Origin of the sequence: Legionella lytica (assembly GCF_023921225.1) — a bacterium.
In the GTDB taxonomy this organism is placed as follows: Bacteria; Pseudomonadota; Gammaproteobacteria; order Legionellales; family Legionellaceae; genus Legionella; species Legionella lytica.
The window spans coordinates 2,629,803-2,648,960 of sequence record NZ_CP071527.1 but is presented as its reverse complement, the minus strand read 5'-3'; the positions used below and the strand labels follow the sequence as shown (position 1 = coordinate 2,648,960).

The following is a 19,158-nucleotide window of genomic DNA, read 5'->3' as shown; positions in this document are numbered from 1 at the left end:
TGTTCGAGCCTCATTGATAAGATCTGACTGCGATTATGTTAATCAATGGATGAGGGCTTGTCAATTACTTGCGCGTAAGCTGAGCTGTTGCAGTATCCAGCAAACAGGGTTCATACCACATTTGATGCAGGGCTTTGTGGTAGCCCAGTTTACAATGATGGCTCTAAATTCGGAACTAACTCTTTACAATGACGCATTATCCGCTGATCCTCTGGCGGCAGGGTAAGGTAGTCACCAAATTGTTGGGTTAATAGTTCTGCTGCGTTATTGGGAATATTAAAACAACCGGTTTCAAATACAGCTCTTTTTAATGGATAAATGTCTTCTTGTTTTAAGAAGTTTTTTCCTACACAGTTGTAACCGCGACCCCAATAAGGGCTGTTGCTACTATTCGCTTTTTGAATGATGTTGTTCAAGCGCGATTCCAACATGGATTTAGGAAGAAACTTCCCCAGCACTTTATAGACTCCCGCATGATGGCCAATGCTAACTGCGCCATATTTAGTGCTTAGAAAACGCGAAATTTTTTTGGCCAGAAACTTATAGCGCTTACGTTGTTTTTGATCTTCAGGCATGCGGTCATAAACAAAAACATCAATAAATATCCCTTGCACATAGGGCTCATCGCCGTGCTCATGTTTTTCAATATAACGGCTTGAACGATCTCTAATTTTTAATGGAGTTGCCATATTAAAATAGCCTGGATCAGTATGGATGGTTTGTAGCCAAATATGCTCGGGTAATTCTTGTGGGGCAATACGTAAGAATTCTTCATAGCTCGCTCGGGGCATCGCGATATCCATATCATCATCCCAAGGGATAAATCCTTGGTGACGCACTGCACCTAAAAGTGTGCCAGCATCAAGCCAATAATCCAGACCATACTTTTGACAAATAGCATCGATAGCTTCCAGCATGGTTAGCATTTTTAATTGAGCTTGGCGTAATCGACCGTCACTTAATGCTGTATCTGCTGAATGGGGATTGATTTGTGTTTCTAATGCCATGGCTTATGTCTCGCAGTTTTGCTTGCGCGCAGTATAAAATAATTTTTTCGGTAGGGCTACTTTAGTCGCCTGTTGTACACTAAGCTTTCGCCACCACATCCTTGATTACGCTGTGCTGCATCAAGCCGACAGAAAACATACCAGCGGTTAGGTAAAGATGCCGATAAATCTTGCTTGGTCACTTTTTTTCTTATAGTGTATCGCCGTGTTATTCTGATGTTATGAGTGTTTCATGTCTGATGTTCAAACTCAAGCCGAGCCTTCCTGTGAAGCTCTTTTATCTGCATTAGCAAAAGAGGTTGCGGGATGTACTCGTTGCCCTCTTCATAAAACCCGAAAGCAAACTGTCTTTTTTCGTGGTAGCCCACAAGCGAAACTGATGATTATTGGAGAGGCTCCTGGTTTTTATGAGGATCAACAAGGTAAACCTTTTGTGGGAAAAGCGGGTGGTTTATTGAACCAAATGATGCACAGTGTGAGTTTGTCTGAGAATGATTTTTATATTGCTAATGTTTTGAAATGTCGCCCTCCTAATAATCGTGATCCTCAATTAGAGGAAATTAAGCAATGCAGTACGTATTTAGAGCAGCAAATCGACTTGATCCAGCCGGAGCTTATTTTGGCTTTGGGGCGTTTTGCTGGTCAGTTCTTACTTAATAAACCTGTGGCGTTAAACCAATTACGTAATAAGATTCATTATTATAAAAAGATACCGTTTATGGTTAGTTATCATCCTGCATATTTGTTGAGAAGACCTGTAGATAAGAAAAAGACCTATGCTGATTTGCTTGCCGTGAGGCGGTTTTTAGATAGGGCAGGTTTTAATAAATTGTAGCTTGGGCCAATGGCCCAACACGTTATTACTACTGCCCCGGAGGAGAGGCTGGAGAAGCTAAAAAAACAAATTATTCTTTAGGCATAGCCGCTTCAACATCATTGGTAATATCAACCCAAGAACTGTCAGAAAAGACCACTGAGTTCGAGTTTAACACTGCGTTAAGTTGTTTTTCTTTGGCTATTTTATCAACGGTTGATTTTACCAAATCAGTGAATTTTTTTAGTCCAGTAGCTTGTGCTTCTTGAATTTTTTTCTGATACGTTTGGCTCATTTTATTTAATTGCGTTTGTTCGGCAGTAATTTCCTGAGCTACAGATTTCTTTTTGTCATCGCTGGTTTTTTCATAAGAAGCGATTAATGCTTGTATCTTAGCTTTTTGAGCCTGTAATTTTTCTTCCATGCCTTTAATGTCTTCTTGTAAGGCTTTACTGCTGTTTTGGATGAATGCTGATTTGTTATACAATTCGGTAACATTGACCACACCGACTTTTAATTGGTCTGCTGCTAATGCCAGTGGTACACAACAAGCTAATAAGATAAATCCTAGTATTTTTTTCATAAAAATTTCCCTAATGAGTTAAATTTCGAAGGTCATCATAGGGGGAATTCTTCAAGAGTTCAAGCATCATTTTTGATGCTTTTATTATAAAAATAAATTAGTTAGGGCGTAACTATATTCACATCTTTTGCTTCTTTTTTAGAAGAATTGGATTCTGAACATATGGGTAAAGCGCGTTGCCACAGAACATATCTATTTTGAATAAGATTGGATAAAGAGTGGGCACCAGAATAAGTTACCTGTGCGATTGTTGTAGAGGCTACCATTATACCTGTATTGGCCATTGCTTTACAAAATAGACTTTGCATATTCATTTCCCTTATTGAAATGCTGCTATTATATCTTTAAAGTGATAAAAATTACACTTTTTCCCGCCTGTGAGCGAATAAGCATACCGAGTTTACAATTAGAACTTCTTTAGGGCGTTTTGCCTTCATGCCTCTACGACTGGTTCGCGTAATCTAGAGATCTCGCTTTGGACGTTGATCCCTTAGATTACGCGCGACATAGGGTTATGTTTATTATTTAGGTCCTGGTCGCGTAGGAGATACTTCGGGAACAGTTTTAGCCTCCTGTGCTTTCTCTTTGGTGGCAAAAAGGCCACACGATTTTAATGCCTCTGTATCCGGTTGATACTTCTGTGGAACTACTTTCTCTAGGGGAGTAGGGCCTAGTTTTTCTCCAACACCGGCAATAATCGAGAATATCATTGCTGAAAGTGCCATTCTTAATGGAATTTGTTTTCCTGAATAAGTAAAAAAATCCTTAACGGCTTTTGCTGGGTTTTGGTGAAAATCATTGTAAAGACTTTTTAACACATTAAACGTTGTTTCGTTAACTAATAGTCCGTTATGAGACACTTTAGTTCGTGCTAAAGTTAAATCTTTAAGCGAGGCAAAAGGATAGGCTGCTAAAGCGCCAACAGCACCACTAATTGCTCCCGCTGTAGCATGTTTGGATGCTGAATTTTGCATGTTTAATTGATTTGCCATCCATGTTTCAAATTGTAACATGGCAGTGAAATTGATAATTCCAGAGGCATAGCGTGCTGAGAAGCCATTTAATAAAAGTGCTCGGATATTATAAGGGGCATACCATTTAAAATTAGGGGGCAAAAGACCGGGGGTTTTTTTCATTTGCGACAATGAGTCCGGTATTTGAGTTATTGCCAGATCCCAAAACGCTGCATGCATTGTATAACTGAATGGGATTTTTTGTGTCGGTCTGATTGATTCTTCAAGGGCTGTTTCTTCTCGTATAACTGATTCGCTGATTAAATTCTCAGTAGGTCTATTATTTTTAGTAGTAGTGACATAAGTAGTTCGGGCTGCAGAGCCATATATGCTCGTTTTTGTTCCTGCATAGAGTGCTCTAAAAAAGCCAAAGGTACCGCCTGACATAGATGGTACTGCCGGAGCTTGGGCAGCCATGCGTGCTAGTAGGGTTTTGGTTGGGCTTTGCACACTAAGTATGGCAATATTAGTTGCTGCTGCAACGGTAAATAAATTACTGGCATACCAGGCAGTAGGAGATATGGTTATTGGAAGGGAGCCAGATTTTGGTAATTGTTCTTGTTGTTTGTCTGTATTGGCAGGTTTTGTAGAATCGCCTGGCATAATAAACCTCTACATTTAGCGTTAAAATCGGCCGTTATTGTATGAAGTAAAAATTAACAAAATATTAACAATCGAGACTTTTTTGATCTATTTTTTGCTCATAGAGTATTTATGATGATCGTATCTCGTATTCGACAATGCCGTATTACGGGAGCTAGGGGTAAAAATTTCAGTGCGTTAATACAGCTTATCTAGTTGATTCATCGCCAACAGATAAGACTCTTTTTTATGCGTTTCGGAAGGTTCAAGTAAATTAGTTAGATTTTTGGCACACCAACGTGTGGCGCTAATTAGGGCAAGAGGATCTTTATTCTTTTGTAAAGCCCATTCGGCATATTCCAAAAGCAGGCTAGCTATGTAGGTTTGCGTTAAGGAAAAAGCAAAATGACGGGCACCTATTTGCTGCTCCTCAGGATTCATCTGAGCCATAGATTTCATATAGCTTTGAATTTTTTGTACTGCTTCTACAGTATTGTTTTTGGCTAACTGAAGTTTAGGATGGGTGATCACGTCAAGACGTTGGGCTACGTCCTCGAAAAAGGCAGTGGCTGCATTTTCTTTTTCAATGGCTCGTAAGACATCAAGACTTAAAATATTCGTGGTTCCTTCCCAAATAGATAAGACTTGGGCGTTACGCAATAATTGAGGAAGCCCGGTATCTTCAATATATCCTGCGCCACCAAAAGCTTCTAGTGCTTCACTGACTACGGCAATAGCTTGCTTCGCTGTGTACAATTTAGCAAGCGGTGTTAACAGTCTTAATAGGGAACGTTCACGTTCGCTAGCCGTACCTACTTCATCTTTACCGAGCAATTCAATTGCATGGAAAACAAGATGGAAGGCCCCCGTGAATTCCAGTTGCATGTGGGCTAAGGTTTCCAGATGCAGGCCATGTTGGGACAGCGGGCGACCAAAAGCAACACGCTTATTGGCATAATCACGAGCAAGGGCAAGTGCGCGACGCATGTAACCCACCGCACAGCACGCATTGTAAATGCGGGTAATATTAAACAGCGAGGATATTTTTTTTACCCCTTCACCTATGCCGCCAACCAACGTGGCTTGCGCATTATCCAGCGTTAATTCTGCGGTGGGGAGGGCGCGAGTTCCTAGTTTTTCTTTTAAGCGGTTGATACGTATACCATTGAGCATGCCTTGAGTATCACGCAGTTCCAAATAAAATAAACTTAATCCCCGACTGCCTTCAGGGGCTCCTTCAATACGCGCTAAGGTCATGGCCATTTGTGAGGTCGTTGCGGAAGTAAACCATTTAACACCATTTAAACGAAATTGGGCTCCATCTGCTTTCGCAATAGTCGAAGTGCCACTTACGTCGGAGCCGCCGGTACGCTCGGTCATCCATTGCCCAGAGGTCCAGAATTGAGAGGGATCAGCCGAGGTTAAATGTGAAAAAGCACGTTGTTTGAGCGAGTCATCTGCATACAGTTCTAAAGCACGTGCTGCGCCATCGGTCATTGCGAGTGGGCAGGTGTAAATCGCAGAGGAGGGATGAAACAAATAAAGTTTGGCAAATTGATGTATACGTGAGAGTGCGCCATGCTTACGTTCATAACCAATAGCAATGAGTTTTTCTTCGGCTGAAATACGATCCAATGCGTTCCAGGCTGCATGTACTTCAATATGATCAATTCGTTTTCCCCAAGGATTATAAGGAACATGCTTGGGAGGATTTGCTTCTGCTTCTTGGCCTAACTGGTAAATTTCCCCAATAACCCGTTGCCCCAAATGCTGTAATTCAGGTTGAATTTCACTCAACATAGTAGTCGGAAGCTTCCACTCTAGGTAGTTTTTGAGCAGCACATCATCATCGTATTGATTGTTTAAGCTTGGGGGCGATTGAAAAAAATCACTCATTTGGAATCCTTTCTTATGATTTTTAAAGAGATCTTATATTAGCTGGGTTTTAATGAATTTAAAAATAGGGCGATTATTGATCTTGATTATAAAAAGTGAAACTCTATCCCTTCATTTACTTCATAGCGCTAATTAATAAGGAGATTATTTTAATGTTACGTAAAATAGGAGTGCAGGGTAAAAAGCATGTACTGGCATTGATGTGCATAGTTTCAGCCGTTGGTATGGTGTCACAGAGTGCACAAGCAATTCCATTTACTGAGATTAGCCAGGTTTATTTCTTTGGGGATAGTCTAACAGATAGCGGTTTTAATAATAATTATACGGCGCTGATGGGGTTTTCTGCTAAGGCACCCACCTTTACTACCTTAAATGGTTACACCTGGTCCCAGTATGTGGCACATGACATTAAAGGTTTTGCCTTACCTACCGGTCCATTCCCCATCCTAGCTGATAAGATCACTAATAATACTACCCCCATTAGCCCTGTGGTTCCTTATGTTATTCCTGATTTAACTGGAATTAATTATGCTTGTGGTGGCAGTCGGGCTAATACTAACCCGGGAGTTGATTTTATTTGGGCTCCATCCTTGCATCAGCAACTTCAGCAGTATTTATCTACGGCACCTAAGCAGCTTGACCCTAAAGCGGTGTATTTTGTTTGGTCAGGGGCCAATGATTTATTAGCTGCTTTGGATTCTATGCCTCTGCCTACATCAGCTCAATTGTTACACGTAGCGGATGCAACCAGTACTCAGGTAGTACAAGAGGTTTCTACTTTAGCTGCGCGAGGGGCGAAGCGAATCGTGGTGATGTCGCTTCCTAATGTAGGTTCTACGCCATTTGCTAGTGAATTGGCATTGGAAACAGGTGATCCTACAATTCCTGGAAAGATAAAAAACTACAGTTTCTTGTTTGATTCCTTTATGAATCAGAAATTAGGTGCTGTACAAAAGAGACATCGAGCTAAAATATTATATTTTGATACCTATGCTGCGTTGGATAATTTGATTGATAATGCCAAGTTGGGGCAGCCTACCGTGATTAATGGGCAGTCCTTTTTCTTTACTAATTACAACACGCCAGTATGTGGAACTTTGCCTGCGATTGTCTGTGATACGACGTCAAATGGTCATATTTTTGCTGATACGGTACATCCAACAGATATGGCTCATCGTGCCTTGTCTTTGGAGGTGGAGCGACGAGTTAGGTTATGGTAGTAAGAGCTGTTAAATCATGAATATTGAGGCTTGACCAAGGGCCAGTGTTCTAATATAGAGCTCTTGGATCCCGCGGATAGGCCACGGGATACAGAGCAGGGGCTAAGGAAATTCCCAACATGATTCGCCCACAATATAAAATGCTGGCGGGTGTTAAAATTTCTACGGTTACTACAAGTGATGCGATGGCTGCAGAGACACTAAATGCTGGTGCGCACCTGCAGTTCCCATGACAATAGATTTACCTACTCCAAATGAATCTGCGGCAAGCTGCTGCTCTTTCCTTTCGTTCATGGTATAAAGGTTCCATTGCTATAGGAGCATATTAATTCTTGGTCTAGTTGATAAGGCGTTTATTGTTGGGTGTGTAATCTGCTATGTTTTTATGTATGCCATTGGAACGGTGAATGATGTTTTGGTTAGGGAGCATTCGTGAAGCTAAAATCATATAATTTATTAACTTGGGTGCCTCATCTTTTTTTATTTTATAAAGAAAAGGTATTTCGAAAATTATTGCCGATTATTGCAATTGTTACTATTTATGCGGTGTTAATTCTATGTTTTTTTGAAAATGCAAAAAAATACAATATAGGACAATTTCATCTGATCTTTAGCTTTATTTTAGCGATCGTTATCAGTTTTAGAGTGAATACCAGTTATGCCCGTTGGTGGGAAGGTCGTATATTGTGGGGAGGAATTAACAATAACTGCCGGAATTTAGCCCTAAAGTTTGATGCATTTATTGGCTTAAATAAGCATCAGGATTTTTATGCGCTACTCATTAAATTACCCATTGTTATCAAAGCACATTTGCGTAAAGAAACGGATGAGTTGGAAACGGAATTGTTATCTTTATGTGTTCATGAGTTAGATTCAAAGAATCCAGTGCTATTGGTAATGCAGAGGATGTACGTCATTCTCAATCAATTGCGCCAAGAAAATAAATTACAATTAGAACAATATTTGGCATTAGATACGCCTATGGCTAATCTAATGGAGCTTGTTGGTGGTTGCGAACGCATTGCCAATACACATGTGCCGCCACCATTTGCTTTCTTTGTGAAGCAAGCCTTACTCTTTTATGCTTTAATTTTCCCGTTTGGTTGGGTGAATACCTTTGGTTTCTTGGTGATCCCGATGATGGTGATGATTGTCTATATTCTACTGGGTTTGGAAATTTTATCTGAAGAATTGGAAGAGCCTTTTGGAAAAGGCGATAATGATTTGCCATTACATCATATTGTGAAAAATATTGTGCGCAATATGGAGCAAATTGCAGCTGAATCTCCACAACGAGGTTTATAGTTTAGGTGAATCAAGCTCTGCTGTTGGGTCTTGTACTTCCTGCTCACGTGCTTTCATAAGTACTCGACTTTGTTCTATGAAGTCTCCTAATAATTGTTTATGTTCAGTATGAGTTCCACTGTACTCTTGTTCAAAACGTTGTAAGGTGCTAATTACCTTTTTAGGAGTAACGTGCTGTGCTTTATACCTAGATGAGTTAGGGTGCTCATTGATGTGCTTAATTATTGCATTGAGATCTGCTTGATTTTTGACTGTTACTATGGGGGTAGCAATAAATAACTCCTCATAAATAGAGATCTTTTCTTCATTATCAGTACCGACATCAAGTAGTTGCATCACTTTGTTTAAATGCTTAGTTAAGTTCGTTTTCTGTGAGCGAGCATCCATGAGCCAGGCACTCAGTGAGAATGAGTTGTCCTCCATACCTTCAGCAATATTCGATTGATAAATATAGCCGAAAACTTCTTTCTCAATCTTTTCACATGCGAGCATCACATAGGAATGTCCTGGGATATCGATGCGAATGATTTTAGGTAAATCTTTACCTAATTTTTTAGCTAAAGAGGAAATTTGTGGTGGTTTTTCCGTAAGGGGAGTAAATAGCGTACTTTTGGTCAGAATATTGCAGAAAGCATTTGCGATGTCACCACAGCCCACAGGGTAAAATAGCGATTGTTCAATCGATTTTTCCAAGACGCCCAGTTTTTCAAACAAGAGCAACACGTTTACCATAGTCTGCAAATCACATCCTTGCAGTGCAAGATGAAATTTAGCATCCGCTACGCTATCAAATCGTTTTTCATAGGAATCGAGTACTAGTTTTCTAAAATACAGATCAAAGTCATCCATAGTGAGCTGTTGGCTGTCTTTTTGAAAAAAAGAAAATTCAGTTTTAAAATTCATAAAATTTTTGACCAAATTAATGTATAATTATATCAGGTTAATATTTTTTTTCCTTTCTGCAAAGTAAAAGATAGAAGATTCTTATGACAAAAACAAATACGAATAGTTATAAATTTTTCACCGAAATCAATTCGGTACAGAATTTATTACAGGTTTTATTCAACCAATTAAAAAAAAATCACCATTCTTATGCGGAACTGATTAGTAATTTAGAAGCAATAGTAGATGGTGCTGAGATTGCTAATTTACCTAAAGAACTGGAGCCCATCACTATTTTTTTAAATAAACCAGAACTAATTATTTCCAATCTAAGTAGTGAGGATAAAGCATACTTTAATACGGTAGTGAAAAATAAATTATATGGGTTTATCCTGGAATTAAAAAATAACATGAATGCAGATGTACCTGATCCTGCAGTGCAAACCTCATTCCTACGTTAATAAATTCCGCTAATTGCACCCGCCAAAGAGATGTAAATTTTGAAATTTAAAATAGAAAACGCCTTCATTGCAATCACTGCAATGAAGGTTGATTTTTTAATAGATCCCATGGAAAATCCACGGAACGTTTAATGGGGTTATATCATACCGCCCGGAGATAAGTGTTCGATACGATCCTCCGTTGTATCTATACGTTTCGTGATGGCAGTATTCATTTCTTTAATAAATTCTTTAACGTCTCGGGTATTCGCATGAGGATGTTTTGCTGTTGCATAATTTAAATATCGTTGTGCTATATCCTTGCAGTCATCTGGCCCATATTTTTCATTTTGATACAGTTCTTTTAGTGCTCTAGCTACTCTAGGACCGCTTTGTTTTTCTTCTCGTACCAGCATTTGCAACTCGTGAGGATATGCTTTGCCAGTGGGTTTCTCTCCTGAGTGTCTGTTGAAGAGTGATTGGCTGTGCAGCTCATGTAAGGACATTTTTTGAGCGGCTCGTGTTTCTGCATATTGTGTTGATGCCTTTATGGTTTCATCCAGTATCTCTATAGGACAAGAATAATTAATATTTAGGTTATGTTTGCGAAATACTTCTTCTACCTCTGGGCTTCGCAATACATCAGCCATTTCTGATAAACTATGAAAACCAGACTTGCAAGTAAATGAAACGAAGACTTGTACAATGTTATTGACGTCAGTTTGTAAATTAGGTTCTTTCGAGTTTTGTTCAATATATTGATCCAATACGGCTGCTAAGGTATATGCAGTACCTGAAACAGAGTTTACAAAAGGAACATCTACGTTTGTTGATGAATAACCACTTTCAATTTTTTTATTAATCAAAAAACTGTCTGTAATACTTCCCGTAACCGCTTTTTCCCGAAGCTCATCTACTGGCGTAGGCGTGTTCGCTTTAATAATACCAGGATTTAAGGTGTCGCCAACGTCTTTGCTATCACGTTTTCTTCCTCGGTCTTTAAATTTTGACAAAGGCTCATTTTCTTCTTTTCTCATGGATGATTCGCGGGACAAAATAGATTCAGTTTTTTCACCAAAGCCCCTCATTGCTGCAATAACCATTTCCATGTCTTCCAGGTTATTCACTTTTTTCAATTTGGCAAAATTTTCCTGTTCGGAGTAAAGTAAATTAGCACCTGCCATGAATTTGGCAAAACGATCCATACTGTCTTTATGGGATTCGTTGTTCAGAGAAGCCCATTGCTCATTGACTAGGTGATTTTCAAAATAGCGTCTACTTTGAACTTTTTCAGGGTTGCTATTTTTAGCTGCTCTTTTGGCAGTTGATTCTAATAAACCTGCAATACTCTTATCAGCTAGAGTTCTTGCCACGGTAATGAGTTTTTCTGTTGTTGCCTCATAATCAAGGTCTAAATAATTTTGTTTGCACTCTTTAATTAGACTAGTCAGTTGTTCTGGCTCGTTAGACGTGGATTTTTCATTGTGGAGTATGTCTAAGGCAATCAAAATGAAATCAGAAGTATCTATGTTTTTAGAGGACAACATTTTCTTTAAATCGCTAGTTTTTTTGCCCATGACTTGCTCCTTAGCGCATGATTGTATAAAATTTAACAATGTTTAATGCTTGCAAAGAATCACTATGGATTAAAATGGTTCTTATTCTATAATAATAGAACAAAATGGATTAAATGTACTCACTAAGGGGCGATTTGTGATTTTTAAGAACTCTCCTGCCATTTTTAAGGCAATTGAAAGTAACGATATAAAGCAGTTTCATCAGGAATTAAAGGCGCTTACAGCCGAAAAAATTGTAGTTCTTATGTCTGGACTTGTGAGAGTTGGCAACGTTTCCAGGAATTATAACCTTCTCGAAGCGTGTTGTTTGACAGAAAATGATGGGGCTCTTCGGGAGCTGAAACAGCTTGCTTTAATTTGGTCGGAGGTTCAATTAACAAGAGCTGCTGAGTTAGCAGCGAAATCCAAGACTAAGAGCATGGTTTTAATGAACGAGCTTCTTTCATTAAAACTTCCCTCTCAGGAAGCGCTTATAGCCGCCTGTGATGTGGGTAATAATGAACTTTCCCGGATGATTTTAGCGAGCACTAATAAACTTAATAAACTCGATCCAAGCCCAATTATGAGTGCTGCCTCAGGTGGTTTCACTCCTGTTTTGCAATCTTTAAGTGAGCATGGTTTTGATATACATGTTGGTAATGATGAGGCGTTATGCCTCGCTATTCGCCATCGTCAATCTCAATGCGTTGACTATTTGATAGCGGAGGGTGCCGATGTTAGTACACAAAAGAGTTTGCCATTAAAAATAGCTATTTCTATTGGTGATCTGAATATAGTAAAAAAGTTATTGGATAAAGGGGCTGATCTTAAGCCTGTTGCAGAAGAAGAATACATCTCCCAAGCGGAACGCCACGGCCATACTGCTTTAGCAAATATTCTGCGTCAGAAAATGGTAACAATGAATATAGCTTTTCCTCTTAGTACCAAACAAAGCACCCACGTAAGCAGCGTGGATCGCACCGTTGCAGAATCAATCGTGCGGCTTAAAAATCGTTATGGGGGGCGGTTTTCACCAGCTGATAAGGATCAAATGGCATGTGATTTGCTGGCTTGGGGAAAACGTTTAGAGGTAGCTGATGCTACAACTAATGCTGCTCAAAGAGCATTAACCTCGATTTTAGAGGGCGCTACGATAACTCACGAAGAAACAGGAGTTTCTCTGAAAGAGCTTTTACTTTTTTGTTGGATGGCTATTCATGACGCATTGCAACGAAAAACGAGCATAGATGATGGACTTGTTATGCTCCAAGAAGGGCTTTATGAATTGCAGCGAGGATATAACTTATCGAATGGTGGAGTTGATTTAGGTGGAGAGGATGAAGAGGTCTGTGAACCCGGGATGTTTAATAAACTAGTGGAAAAACTAGTTGGTATTCACCCTGATGTTAAAATCGATTTTATTACCAAAGATGTTGCTTCATTAAAGTTAAATGCAGTAGTGAAAGAAGTGGCTTTATCCTGGTATAAAACGAACGCACTTTTAGTTAATGGCATGTTTAAAAAAAGTTACGATGTCGAGCCTATTTGGAATAAGATTCGTGAGCAGGTGAAACAGAAAATGTTTGAGGAGTTCTCTTCTTTATTTTCATCTTACGATGATCCTGAGTTTGATGACTTCATTGATGCGGGTATTGATGCCGATATAAGTGAGAGTTCTCCCTCAGCTGTTACGTCGTCGTCTTCTTCTTCGGCGCCTTCTCGACGTATGTAGTCACTATGACACACACTTTCGCGAGCCTTGGCGAAGCAATCCACGCTTCGCTGAGCTCACGATTGATTGGGTTAAGTTCAGAGATTCACAGGTTTTCCATTAATCTGTAATTTTTGATTTTCCAATGTAAAGTCAACCACATAGTTATCGCCATCCACTTTTAAAAATCCTTTATTAGTTAAATCAGCAACGAGTTGCTCTGCTTGTTTTTGTGCCTCTGCATCGGGATTTACAGGGGCAGGGAAGGCGGCTATTGGATTAGTTACTGAGGCAGGTTGCTGCTGCTGGACTTTCTTCGTCAGATCACTCTTTATTGAGGCCACTATTAGTGATTTTACCAAGCGAATAGGCGCTTTAAAATGACCTTCACCCCGGACTTTTTGCATTGCTTGAGATGCGTCTTTAGCTTCATTTTCAGGCAGCCATATTTTAAAGTTACCGTTAATTTGGCCTTCAGGTAAAGTTAAGTTCATTTCAGCAAGCTCGATAACCGGGCCTTTGGTAAGTAGCTTAGGTAATTCTGCAGCTATAGCCAGCATCGCAAGATTAGGATCCACATTATTCTCAACCATATTGGCTTCTTGCTGATTGAGTTTGGCCATTACATTCGGGTCTAAATTTTTAATACTGAGTTTAAAAACGCCAGGACCATAGTTTTGATTATCGACGACGAGTTTTTCTAGGGATAACTTACAATCAATTCCCATTTTATTTTCGGTTACATCGGAATTAAATCGTAGATCGAGTCCTTGCAGTTGAAAATGTTGCTCGTCAGGCGCATTAATCGTTGCAGAAGTAAGGCCTAAATGAGATTGGCCGAGCCATAGCCACTCTTGATGACGCCATAATTGCACATCATGCTCTAATTCTGAAAAATTAAATTCAATATTGCTGGCGGAGCCACTGAGGCCATATAAGCTAAAATTGGCATTAATTTTGTCAAGATTTGATGAGACACCAAGTACTGTTGTTAAACCCTTCCAATTGATTTGTACCGCTCCATCAGCAGTGCCATCATTGCCTTTTAGATCAAAAGAGGGGAGGGAATATTTAATTACGGTTTCCCTTAAATAATTGATTAAGGCCTTATAGTGCGTCTCTGGGCGTGTCGCTACTTCAGCAATACCAAAACGGAAGCCATTATCAGTCCAGATGAATGGTCCATGTTTGATATGGATGGGAATACTTATATCCAGATCAAGAGGCGTATCCATTTTTGCAATGCCGTTTGTATCCGTAATTTTTTGGGCAGGTATATGCATTTTTACATCTAATAGAGCTTTAGATGAAAACCAGCCTTGTTGGTATTGATCCAAATGTAAGGTTATTACGGACGATTTAGGAAATGAATCGATATTCCGGGTTAACGTGGTTTTTGCCATGTTTCCCATAACGTAATAAGCGATGAGAACGATTACAACGAGAGAGAACAACCCAATCCATTTTTTCATGATTATTTTTATAGTAGTCCTTATGGTAATTAATTATGTAGTCTATAAAGTGTTGTTTGTAAACTGAATCAGATTGAGCTGATAGGTTACGGGTGAGCGATCCCTATATTTAGTCTCGCTTGATGGTGTTCCCAGATGGGTACTTAAGTATTTTCACCAATCTTTTCAGCCTCTGTTAACAGACTTATCCACAGATTTTGTGGATAATTTTTAAGGAAGAATTGGCATGATGCTGGACGAAATGTCATATGAATAAAGGGCTAGAGGATATTTTTAGATTTTCTCTTTAAAAAAAGATGGGGAGAATTTAGAAGTTATTCACAGATATTGCGCATGGATTAAGAATTCTGCCCCGGCATGATAACAAAAAAAAAAATGAAAAGACAGCTTGAAAAAATTCTTTTTTATACTACGCAGTATAAGCTTAAAAAAAGCTCATTAGACGTAGCGCGTATTAGCGCAACGTAATACTGGCTCGACGCTATTTGCGTTAATTTTTCCTAGATATCCGCATTTATCTTGACCCAGTTTTATATTTTGATTAATTTTAATGACGCATTAAATAAAAAACGCCCCAAAGGACTAGCAGGAATGGAGTTATTAGAGGAACAGAGCACAAATTCCAAGACATCAATAGGCGTTCTAATTTTAGTAACCATTGGGGTAGGTATTGGTTCTGGTTTAATTGGCATGTCATTGGCGTTATTACTCCATTATTTACAACATATTGCTTATGGCTATAGCCCTTTACACATTATCAGTCCTGAAAGTTTTTTAGAGGGAGTGAGTGCTTCTAGCCCAACACGTAGGCTTTTCGTTTTGGGAGCCTGTGGCTTAGTCGCCGGAGGCGGCTGGTTAATGATCCAGCGTTTTGGTAAGCCCTTAGTGAGTATTGCCCAATCCATCAAAACTGGCAAAATAATGCCTCCGTTAACTACGACATGCCATGCTCTAGTCCAGATCATTACGATTGCATTAGGCTCCCCTTTGGGGCGAGAGGTTGCTCCGCGAGAAGCTTCTGCAGTATTTGCTACTTGGCTTTCTCATAAAGCCGGCCTTTCTGTGGATGAAACGAAAGTTATGCTTGCTTGTGGCGCAGGTGCAGGTTTGGCGGCAGTCTATAATCTGCCTCTAGGCGGCGCAGTTTTTGTAATGGAAGTACTTCTGTTTAATTTTCATTGGTCTATCTTACTTCCTGCATTCACTACTTCTGCCATTGCTACGGTGGTGTCTTGGTGGGGACTGGGGCAGGAGGCGACTTATCAAATTCCTGAGTTAACTTCGATTAGTGCTTCTTTAGCTATTTGGTCTATCGTCGTAGGCCCTCTCTTAGGTTTTTTTGCTTTTTGGTTTATTGAAATTGCAAATAGGCAACGAACTAAGGCATTTCATGGTTGGCCTATGTTCTTTGCATGCTTCGCAAATTTCATCATGATCGGTTTTCTGGCCATTTATTTTCCTTCATTATTAGGGAATGGGAAAAGTGCGGCACAGCTGGAATTTAGCCAGTTATTATCAATAGGCATGAGCGCTTTGATTTTGCTCTTAAGAAGTTTTATTGTGTGGAGTAGCTTACGTTCTGGCGCCTGGGGTGGGCTATTAACCCCTGCCTTAGCTAATGGTGCATTATTTGGCGTGTTTCTAGGAGGGATCTGGAATTTTATTTGGCCAGGTGCTCCATTGGCAGCTTACGCGGTAATTGGCGCTGCTGCTTTTCTTGCTGCAGCTCAGAAAATGCCTTTAACAGCGACCATTATAATTTTTGAATTTACTCGGGTTGATTTTGTCTTTCTAGCTCCCGTAATGTTTGCAATTTGTGGATCAATGGGGGTTGCGACTTTAGTGGAGAAATGGCTTAAGGAGGGAAATTCGTGAATGTTTGGTGCATCTAATTAGTACGCCATGATAATTTGGACTGATGTTCACATAAATGAGTTGTTGCAAACATCCCTATGCTTTGTGTAGGATTAATTTTTACTTCCATCCATCTGCGTCATGAACTATTTAAAATCTTATTTTCTTAACGGAACAACCCTAAAACAAGAAATTCTGGCCGGTATTACCACCTTTTTAACGATGGTTTATATTGTCTTTGTAAACCCAACGATTTTACATGATGCGGGTATGGATCAAGGTGCCGTGTTTACTGCCACTTGTTTGGTGACTGCATTTGCTTGTGCCTTAACAGGTATTATTGCCAATACCCCGATTGGGATTGCTCCTGGAATGGCCTTAAATATTTATTTTTCCTACAGCGTGGTGCAGGGAATGGGGATTGATTGGCAACATGCGCTGGCTATGGTGTTTATTTCTGGAGTCTTGTTTTTTTTCGTGACCTTAACTGGGGTTCGGCGTTTATTAATTGAGGCAATACCTTATAATTTACAAATAGCAATTCTGATTGGTATTAGTTTACTAATCGCATTAATTGCTCTTCAAGCCAACCACATCATTGTGGATGATGTTCATAATTTAATGCGCTTAGGTGATGTTCGTAAACCTGAAATTGGTTTATTCTTTTTGGGATTTTTAATCATTCTTGTGCTGGATTATTATCGTATTGCTGGAGCGATTATTATTGGCATACTTAGTATTAGCATTTTAAGCTTGATATTGGGAATCACCCAATGGCAAGGCGTATTTGATGTGCCTCCTTCAATCGAACCAACCTTTTTACAACTTAATTTTTCCGGCATGACGACAGCAGTGGCTTTAAAAGCTATATTCACTTTTTTCTTAATTGCTATTTTTGATGCGACTGGAACTTTAATTGGTTTACTTAATCCTACCATTTTTAAGCAGAAAGAAGATTATGCCCGTCGCATTAGTTATACATTGACCGCTGATGCTGCAGCCTCAACCTTAGCGGGCCTTTTAGGCTCAGCGAGTACCTCTCCCTATATTGAATCGGCTACAGGTATTGAGGCAGGGGGGCGCTCAGGGCTAACGTCTTTAGTTATTGCTCTGGGATTTATTCTCATGTTGTTTTTCTTTCCTTTGGCAAAAATGATTCCTGCTTATGCGGTAGGGCCGGCATTATTGTATGTGGCTTGTTGTATGATGAAACATTTAACTGATATGAAATTAACGGATATCAGCGAAACAGCTCCAAGCATGACTACAATCATGATGATTCCTTTTACTTCATCGATTGCTAATGGTATTGGGGGCGGAATTATTCTTTATACTGTTTTGAAGCTTTTTACCCGGCAAAAATTGAATCCTTTAGTGATTATTTTGAGTTTGGTTTTTATGCTCTTTTTTTTAATTAGTTAAAGGAATAAAAGTGGTCAAAAACTGTAGGATTGAGTGCGAAAATAAAGTACAATGTGATTTATTTCCAATTTTATTGAGGGCTTGTTGTGACCTTTGATGACAAAAATAACATTGTTGAAGTTTGTATTTTTGAAAGTTTCTTAGCGAAGTATTTTCTTGAGCATCCAGAAATTTTTGATACGCTCTTTAATAAGATGTACAGTGCACTAGATGCTTTTCTCAAAGCCAATGAAGGGAATACGGACTTTGATCGAAGACTGTTTATCGTGCTTAGCGAAGTAACGCAAAGCCATCCCACGATGACTGATTTAAATGCAATAAAAGAGTCAGGCTCAGTGCTTGTATGGAATGAATTTTTAAAGTTTTTCTCAGAGTTCGTCATGACTATGCCGGATTTGAACTATCCTCCGTTAAAAACAGTAAATCCTACCGAATCTCTTAAAGCGTTGACACATTATAGTTTATTTAGCAAAAGCCCTGCTCAGGCCCAGAAATTATTATTGGAAAAAATGCGCCCGGACTATTTGTTTTCAGATGAGCATAGAGGGTGTGTTGACGTGGATAATGCTAAGGTAAAACCAAGTTTTAATATAGGGATTTTATCTGAACATAAGAATACAACAATTCCTAAGCCCCTTGTTAATGGTTTAACGTTTGCTAATTACCCCAGTAAGCAAGTGTATGCACCCAAAGAAGACAGTGAAATGGCTGATTGGCTTCGTGAACATTACTTACCTGTGATTAGTGGTGCCTCAGGCACTACTGGTAAGACAGTCAGCGCTATAAGCGCGTTGTGCTTTCTTTCTTCTAAAGAGTATAAACTCTTGGGATTATTAATTGCTTCAGCAACGGTTGCTTTAGGGCATCATTCCTTTTTTGAGGTGCTAAGACCACTGAGTTTTCTGACTGGTTTTATTGAAGAGCAAGATAGTTTATTCGCTTTTTATGAACAAGTAATTCCGAAAGATATTAAGGCGCTTGACTCCTATAAGGAACATATGAACAGTGATTATGGTGTCTCGTTGATTATGAATTTGGGTTTTGTCGAAACGGAGAGCGAGGGGGCAGATTTTAGTTTTGGAGATACTGATAGTGATGAATCCGAATTCAGCAATTCGCGGTAATGATATGATATAGCCTGTTTTGTAAAACAGGCTATCCTTTAATAAAAATCAATGGTGGTCGTAGTGATATCAACGGGGCTTCTATATGGATACCTTATCAGTGGTTCAACCACTGTGGCAGAGGCACGTTCCCTACATATAATTTCAGAGCTAAGACAACACCCCTGAAGCGATAAAATTGTTAATGCTAAAATGGTCCATTTCATTCTCAGTCTCTATATTCATCAGCGTGTAGGGAAAACAACAAAAAAGACATCTATATCAATTATATACCATA

The 19,158-nt window shown here is 39.4% G+C and carries 17 protein-coding genes; 8 read left to right on the top strand and 9 right to left on the bottom strand.

The genetic code is table 11. From position 1 onward, the window contains the following. Window positions 1-149 precede the first annotated feature (149 nt). On the bottom strand, window positions 150-1,007 hold the full coding sequence (locus J2N86_RS11675; RefSeq protein ID WP_252579641.1) for a LicD family protein: 858 nt from the start codon (window positions 1,005-1,007) through the stop codon (window positions 150-152). Window positions 1,008-1,239: 232 nt separating this feature from the next. Here J2N86_RS11675 and J2N86_RS11670 point away from each other — a divergent pair, with 232 nt between their 5' ends. After that, a complete protein-coding gene (locus J2N86_RS11670) occupies window positions 1,240-1,842 on the top strand; it encodes a uracil-DNA glycosylase (protein ID WP_252579640.1) in 603 nt (200 codons plus the stop codon). A 70-nt stretch (window positions 1,843-1,912) separates the two neighbouring features. Here the strand turns inward: J2N86_RS11670 and J2N86_RS11665 are convergent, their stop codons facing one another. From J2N86_RS11665 to J2N86_RS11650, 4 genes are all read right to left on the bottom strand, one after another. Beyond that, window positions 1,913-2,404 (bottom strand): OmpH family outer membrane protein, encoded by a 492-nt coding sequence (locus J2N86_RS11665; protein WP_252579639.1) that lies wholly within the window; start codon window positions 2,402-2,404, stop codon window positions 1,913-1,915. Window positions 2,405-2,505: 101 nt separating this feature from the next. Beyond that, window positions 2,506-2,712 carry a hypothetical protein gene (locus tag J2N86_RS11660; RefSeq protein ID WP_252579638.1) on the bottom strand — a complete coding sequence of 69 codons (207 nt, stop codon included), beginning with the start codon at window positions 2,710-2,712 and terminating at the stop codon, window positions 2,506-2,508. Between the two features lie 213 nt (window positions 2,713-2,925). Continuing rightward, window positions 2,926-4,020: a hypothetical protein gene (locus J2N86_RS11655; protein WP_252579637.1), complete on the bottom strand. Its 1,095-nt coding sequence runs from the start codon at window positions 4,018-4,020 to the stop codon at window positions 2,926-2,928. A 177-nt stretch (window positions 4,021-4,197) separates the two neighbouring features. Continuing rightward, on the bottom strand, window positions 4,198-5,895 hold the full coding sequence (locus J2N86_RS11650; RefSeq protein WP_252579636.1) for an acyl-CoA dehydrogenase family protein: 1,698 nt from the start codon (window positions 5,893-5,895) through the stop codon (window positions 4,198-4,200). Between the two features lie 152 nt (window positions 5,896-6,047). Between J2N86_RS11650 and J2N86_RS11645 the strand changes: the two genes are divergently transcribed. Beyond that, window positions 6,048-7,115 carry an SGNH/GDSL hydrolase family protein gene (locus J2N86_RS11645; RefSeq protein ID WP_252579635.1) on the top strand — a complete coding sequence of 356 codons (1,068 nt, stop codon included), beginning with the start codon at window positions 6,048-6,050 and terminating at the stop codon, window positions 7,113-7,115. Between the two features lie 171 nt (window positions 7,116-7,286). On the opposite strand, the gene J2N86_RS16115 is transcribed toward J2N86_RS11645, so the two are convergent. Continuing rightward, a complete protein-coding gene (locus tag J2N86_RS16115) occupies window positions 7,287-7,409 on the bottom strand; it encodes a hypothetical protein (protein WP_289781832.1) in 123 nt (40 codons plus the stop codon). A gap of 138 nt (window positions 7,410-7,547) precedes the next feature. On the opposite strand from J2N86_RS16115, the gene J2N86_RS11640 reads away from it, so the two are divergent. Next, complete coding sequence (locus J2N86_RS11640) at window positions 7,548-8,420, top strand: bestrophin family protein (protein WP_252579634.1); 873 nt, start codon at window positions 7,548-7,550, stop codon at window positions 8,418-8,420. Here the strand turns inward: J2N86_RS11640 and J2N86_RS11635 are convergent. Continuing rightward, the gene (locus J2N86_RS11635; RefSeq protein ID WP_252579633.1) at window positions 8,415-9,323 is read right to left on the bottom strand and encodes a hypothetical protein; all 909 of its coding nucleotides are present in this window, start codon (window positions 9,321-9,323) and stop codon (window positions 8,415-8,417) included. The two genes, J2N86_RS11640 and J2N86_RS11635, sit on opposite strands and share 6 nt — an antisense overlap. A gap of 83 nt (window positions 9,324-9,406) precedes the next feature. Between J2N86_RS11635 and J2N86_RS11630 the strand changes: the two genes are divergently transcribed. After that, on the top strand, window positions 9,407-9,763 hold the full coding sequence (locus J2N86_RS11630) for a hypothetical protein (RefSeq protein ID WP_252579632.1): 357 nt from the start codon (window positions 9,407-9,409) through the stop codon (window positions 9,761-9,763). A 137-nt stretch (window positions 9,764-9,900) separates the two neighbouring features. Here J2N86_RS11630 and J2N86_RS11625 read toward each other — a convergent pair whose 3' ends face one another. Then, window positions 9,901-11,319: a hypothetical protein gene (locus J2N86_RS11625; RefSeq protein ID WP_252579631.1), complete on the bottom strand. Its 1,419-nt coding sequence runs from the start codon at window positions 11,317-11,319 to the stop codon at window positions 9,901-9,903. A 136-nt stretch (window positions 11,320-11,455) separates the two neighbouring features. Here J2N86_RS11625 and J2N86_RS11620 point away from each other — a divergent pair, with 136 nt between their 5' ends. Then, window positions 11,456-13,030, top strand: coding sequence for an ankyrin repeat domain-containing protein (locus tag J2N86_RS11620; RefSeq protein ID WP_252579630.1), 1,575 nt, complete (start codon window positions 11,456-11,458; stop codon window positions 13,028-13,030). A 77-nt stretch (window positions 13,031-13,107) separates the two neighbouring features. On the opposite strand, the gene J2N86_RS11615 is transcribed toward J2N86_RS11620, so the two are convergent. Further along, window positions 13,108-14,481 (bottom strand): YdgA family protein, encoded by a 1,374-nt coding sequence (locus J2N86_RS11615; protein ID WP_252579629.1) that lies wholly within the window; start codon window positions 14,479-14,481, stop codon window positions 13,108-13,110. Window positions 14,482-15,072: 591 nt separating this feature from the next. Between J2N86_RS11615 and J2N86_RS11610 the strand changes: the two genes are divergently transcribed. The 3 genes from J2N86_RS11610 (at window position 15,073) to J2N86_RS11600 (ending at window position 18,881) form a co-directional block, all read left to right on the top strand. Further along, window positions 15,073-16,356, top strand: a complete 1,284-nt coding sequence (locus tag J2N86_RS11610; protein ID WP_252579628.1) for a chloride channel protein — start codon at window positions 15,073-15,075, stop codon at window positions 16,354-16,356. A 120-nt stretch (window positions 16,357-16,476) separates the two neighbouring features. Next, the gene (locus J2N86_RS11605) at window positions 16,477-17,757 is read left to right on the top strand and encodes an NCS2 family permease (protein ID WP_252579627.1); all 1,281 of its coding nucleotides are present in this window, start codon (window positions 16,477-16,479) and stop codon (window positions 17,755-17,757) included. A gap of 86 nt (window positions 17,758-17,843) precedes the next feature. After that, window positions 17,844-18,881 (top strand): hypothetical protein, encoded by a 1,038-nt coding sequence (locus J2N86_RS11600; RefSeq protein WP_252579626.1) that lies wholly within the window; start codon window positions 17,844-17,846, stop codon window positions 18,879-18,881. Window positions 18,882-19,158 lie beyond the last annotated feature (277 nt).

Excerpts from the sequence above, each read along its gene's own strand:
- J2N86_RS11660 (WP_252579638.1), bottom strand. The coding sequence starts at position 2,712 with ATGCAAAGTCTATTTTGTAAAGCAATGGCCAATACAGGTATAATGGTA.
- J2N86_RS11655 (WP_252579637.1), bottom strand. The coding sequence starts at position 4,020 with ATGCCAGGCGATTCTACAAAACCTGCCAATACAGACAAACAACAAGAA.
- J2N86_RS11630 (WP_252579632.1), top strand. The coding sequence starts at position 9,407 with ATGACAAAAACAAATACGAATAGTTATAAATTTTTCACCGAAATCAAT.
- J2N86_RS11665 (WP_252579639.1), bottom strand. The coding sequence starts at position 2,404 with ATGAAAAAAATACTAGGATTTATCTTATTAGCTTGTTGTGTACCACTG.
- J2N86_RS11610 (WP_252579628.1), top strand. The coding sequence starts at position 15,073 with ATGGAGTTATTAGAGGAACAGAGCACAAATTCCAAGACATCAATAGGC.
- J2N86_RS11635 (WP_252579633.1), bottom strand. The coding sequence starts at position 9,323 with ATGAATTTTAAAACTGAATTTTCTTTTTTTCAAAAAGACAGCCAACAG.
- J2N86_RS11645 (WP_252579635.1), top strand. The coding sequence starts at position 6,048 with ATGTTACGTAAAATAGGAGTGCAGGGTAAAAAGCATGTACTGGCATTG.
- J2N86_RS11605 (WP_252579627.1), top strand. The coding sequence starts at position 16,477 with ATGAACTATTTAAAATCTTATTTTCTTAACGGAACAACCCTAAAACAA.
- J2N86_RS16115 (WP_289781832.1), bottom strand. The coding sequence starts at position 7,409 with ATGAACGAAAGGAAAGAGCAGCAGCTTGCCGCAGATTCATTTGGAGTA.
- J2N86_RS11615 (WP_252579629.1), bottom strand. The coding sequence starts at position 14,481 with ATGAAAAAATGGATTGGGTTGTTCTCTCTCGTTGTAATCGTTCTCATC.
- J2N86_RS11625 (WP_252579631.1), bottom strand. The coding sequence starts at position 11,319 with ATGGGCAAAAAAACTAGCGATTTAAAGAAAATGTTGTCCTCTAAAAAC.
- J2N86_RS11650 (WP_252579636.1), bottom strand. The coding sequence starts at position 5,895 with ATGAGTGATTTTTTTCAATCGCCCCCAAGCTTAAACAATCAATACGAT.
- J2N86_RS11675 (WP_252579641.1), bottom strand. The coding sequence starts at position 1,007 with ATGGCATTAGAAACACAAATCAATCCCCATTCAGCAGATACAGCATTA.
- J2N86_RS11670 (WP_252579640.1), top strand. The coding sequence starts at position 1,240 with ATGTCTGATGTTCAAACTCAAGCCGAGCCTTCCTGTGAAGCTCTTTTA.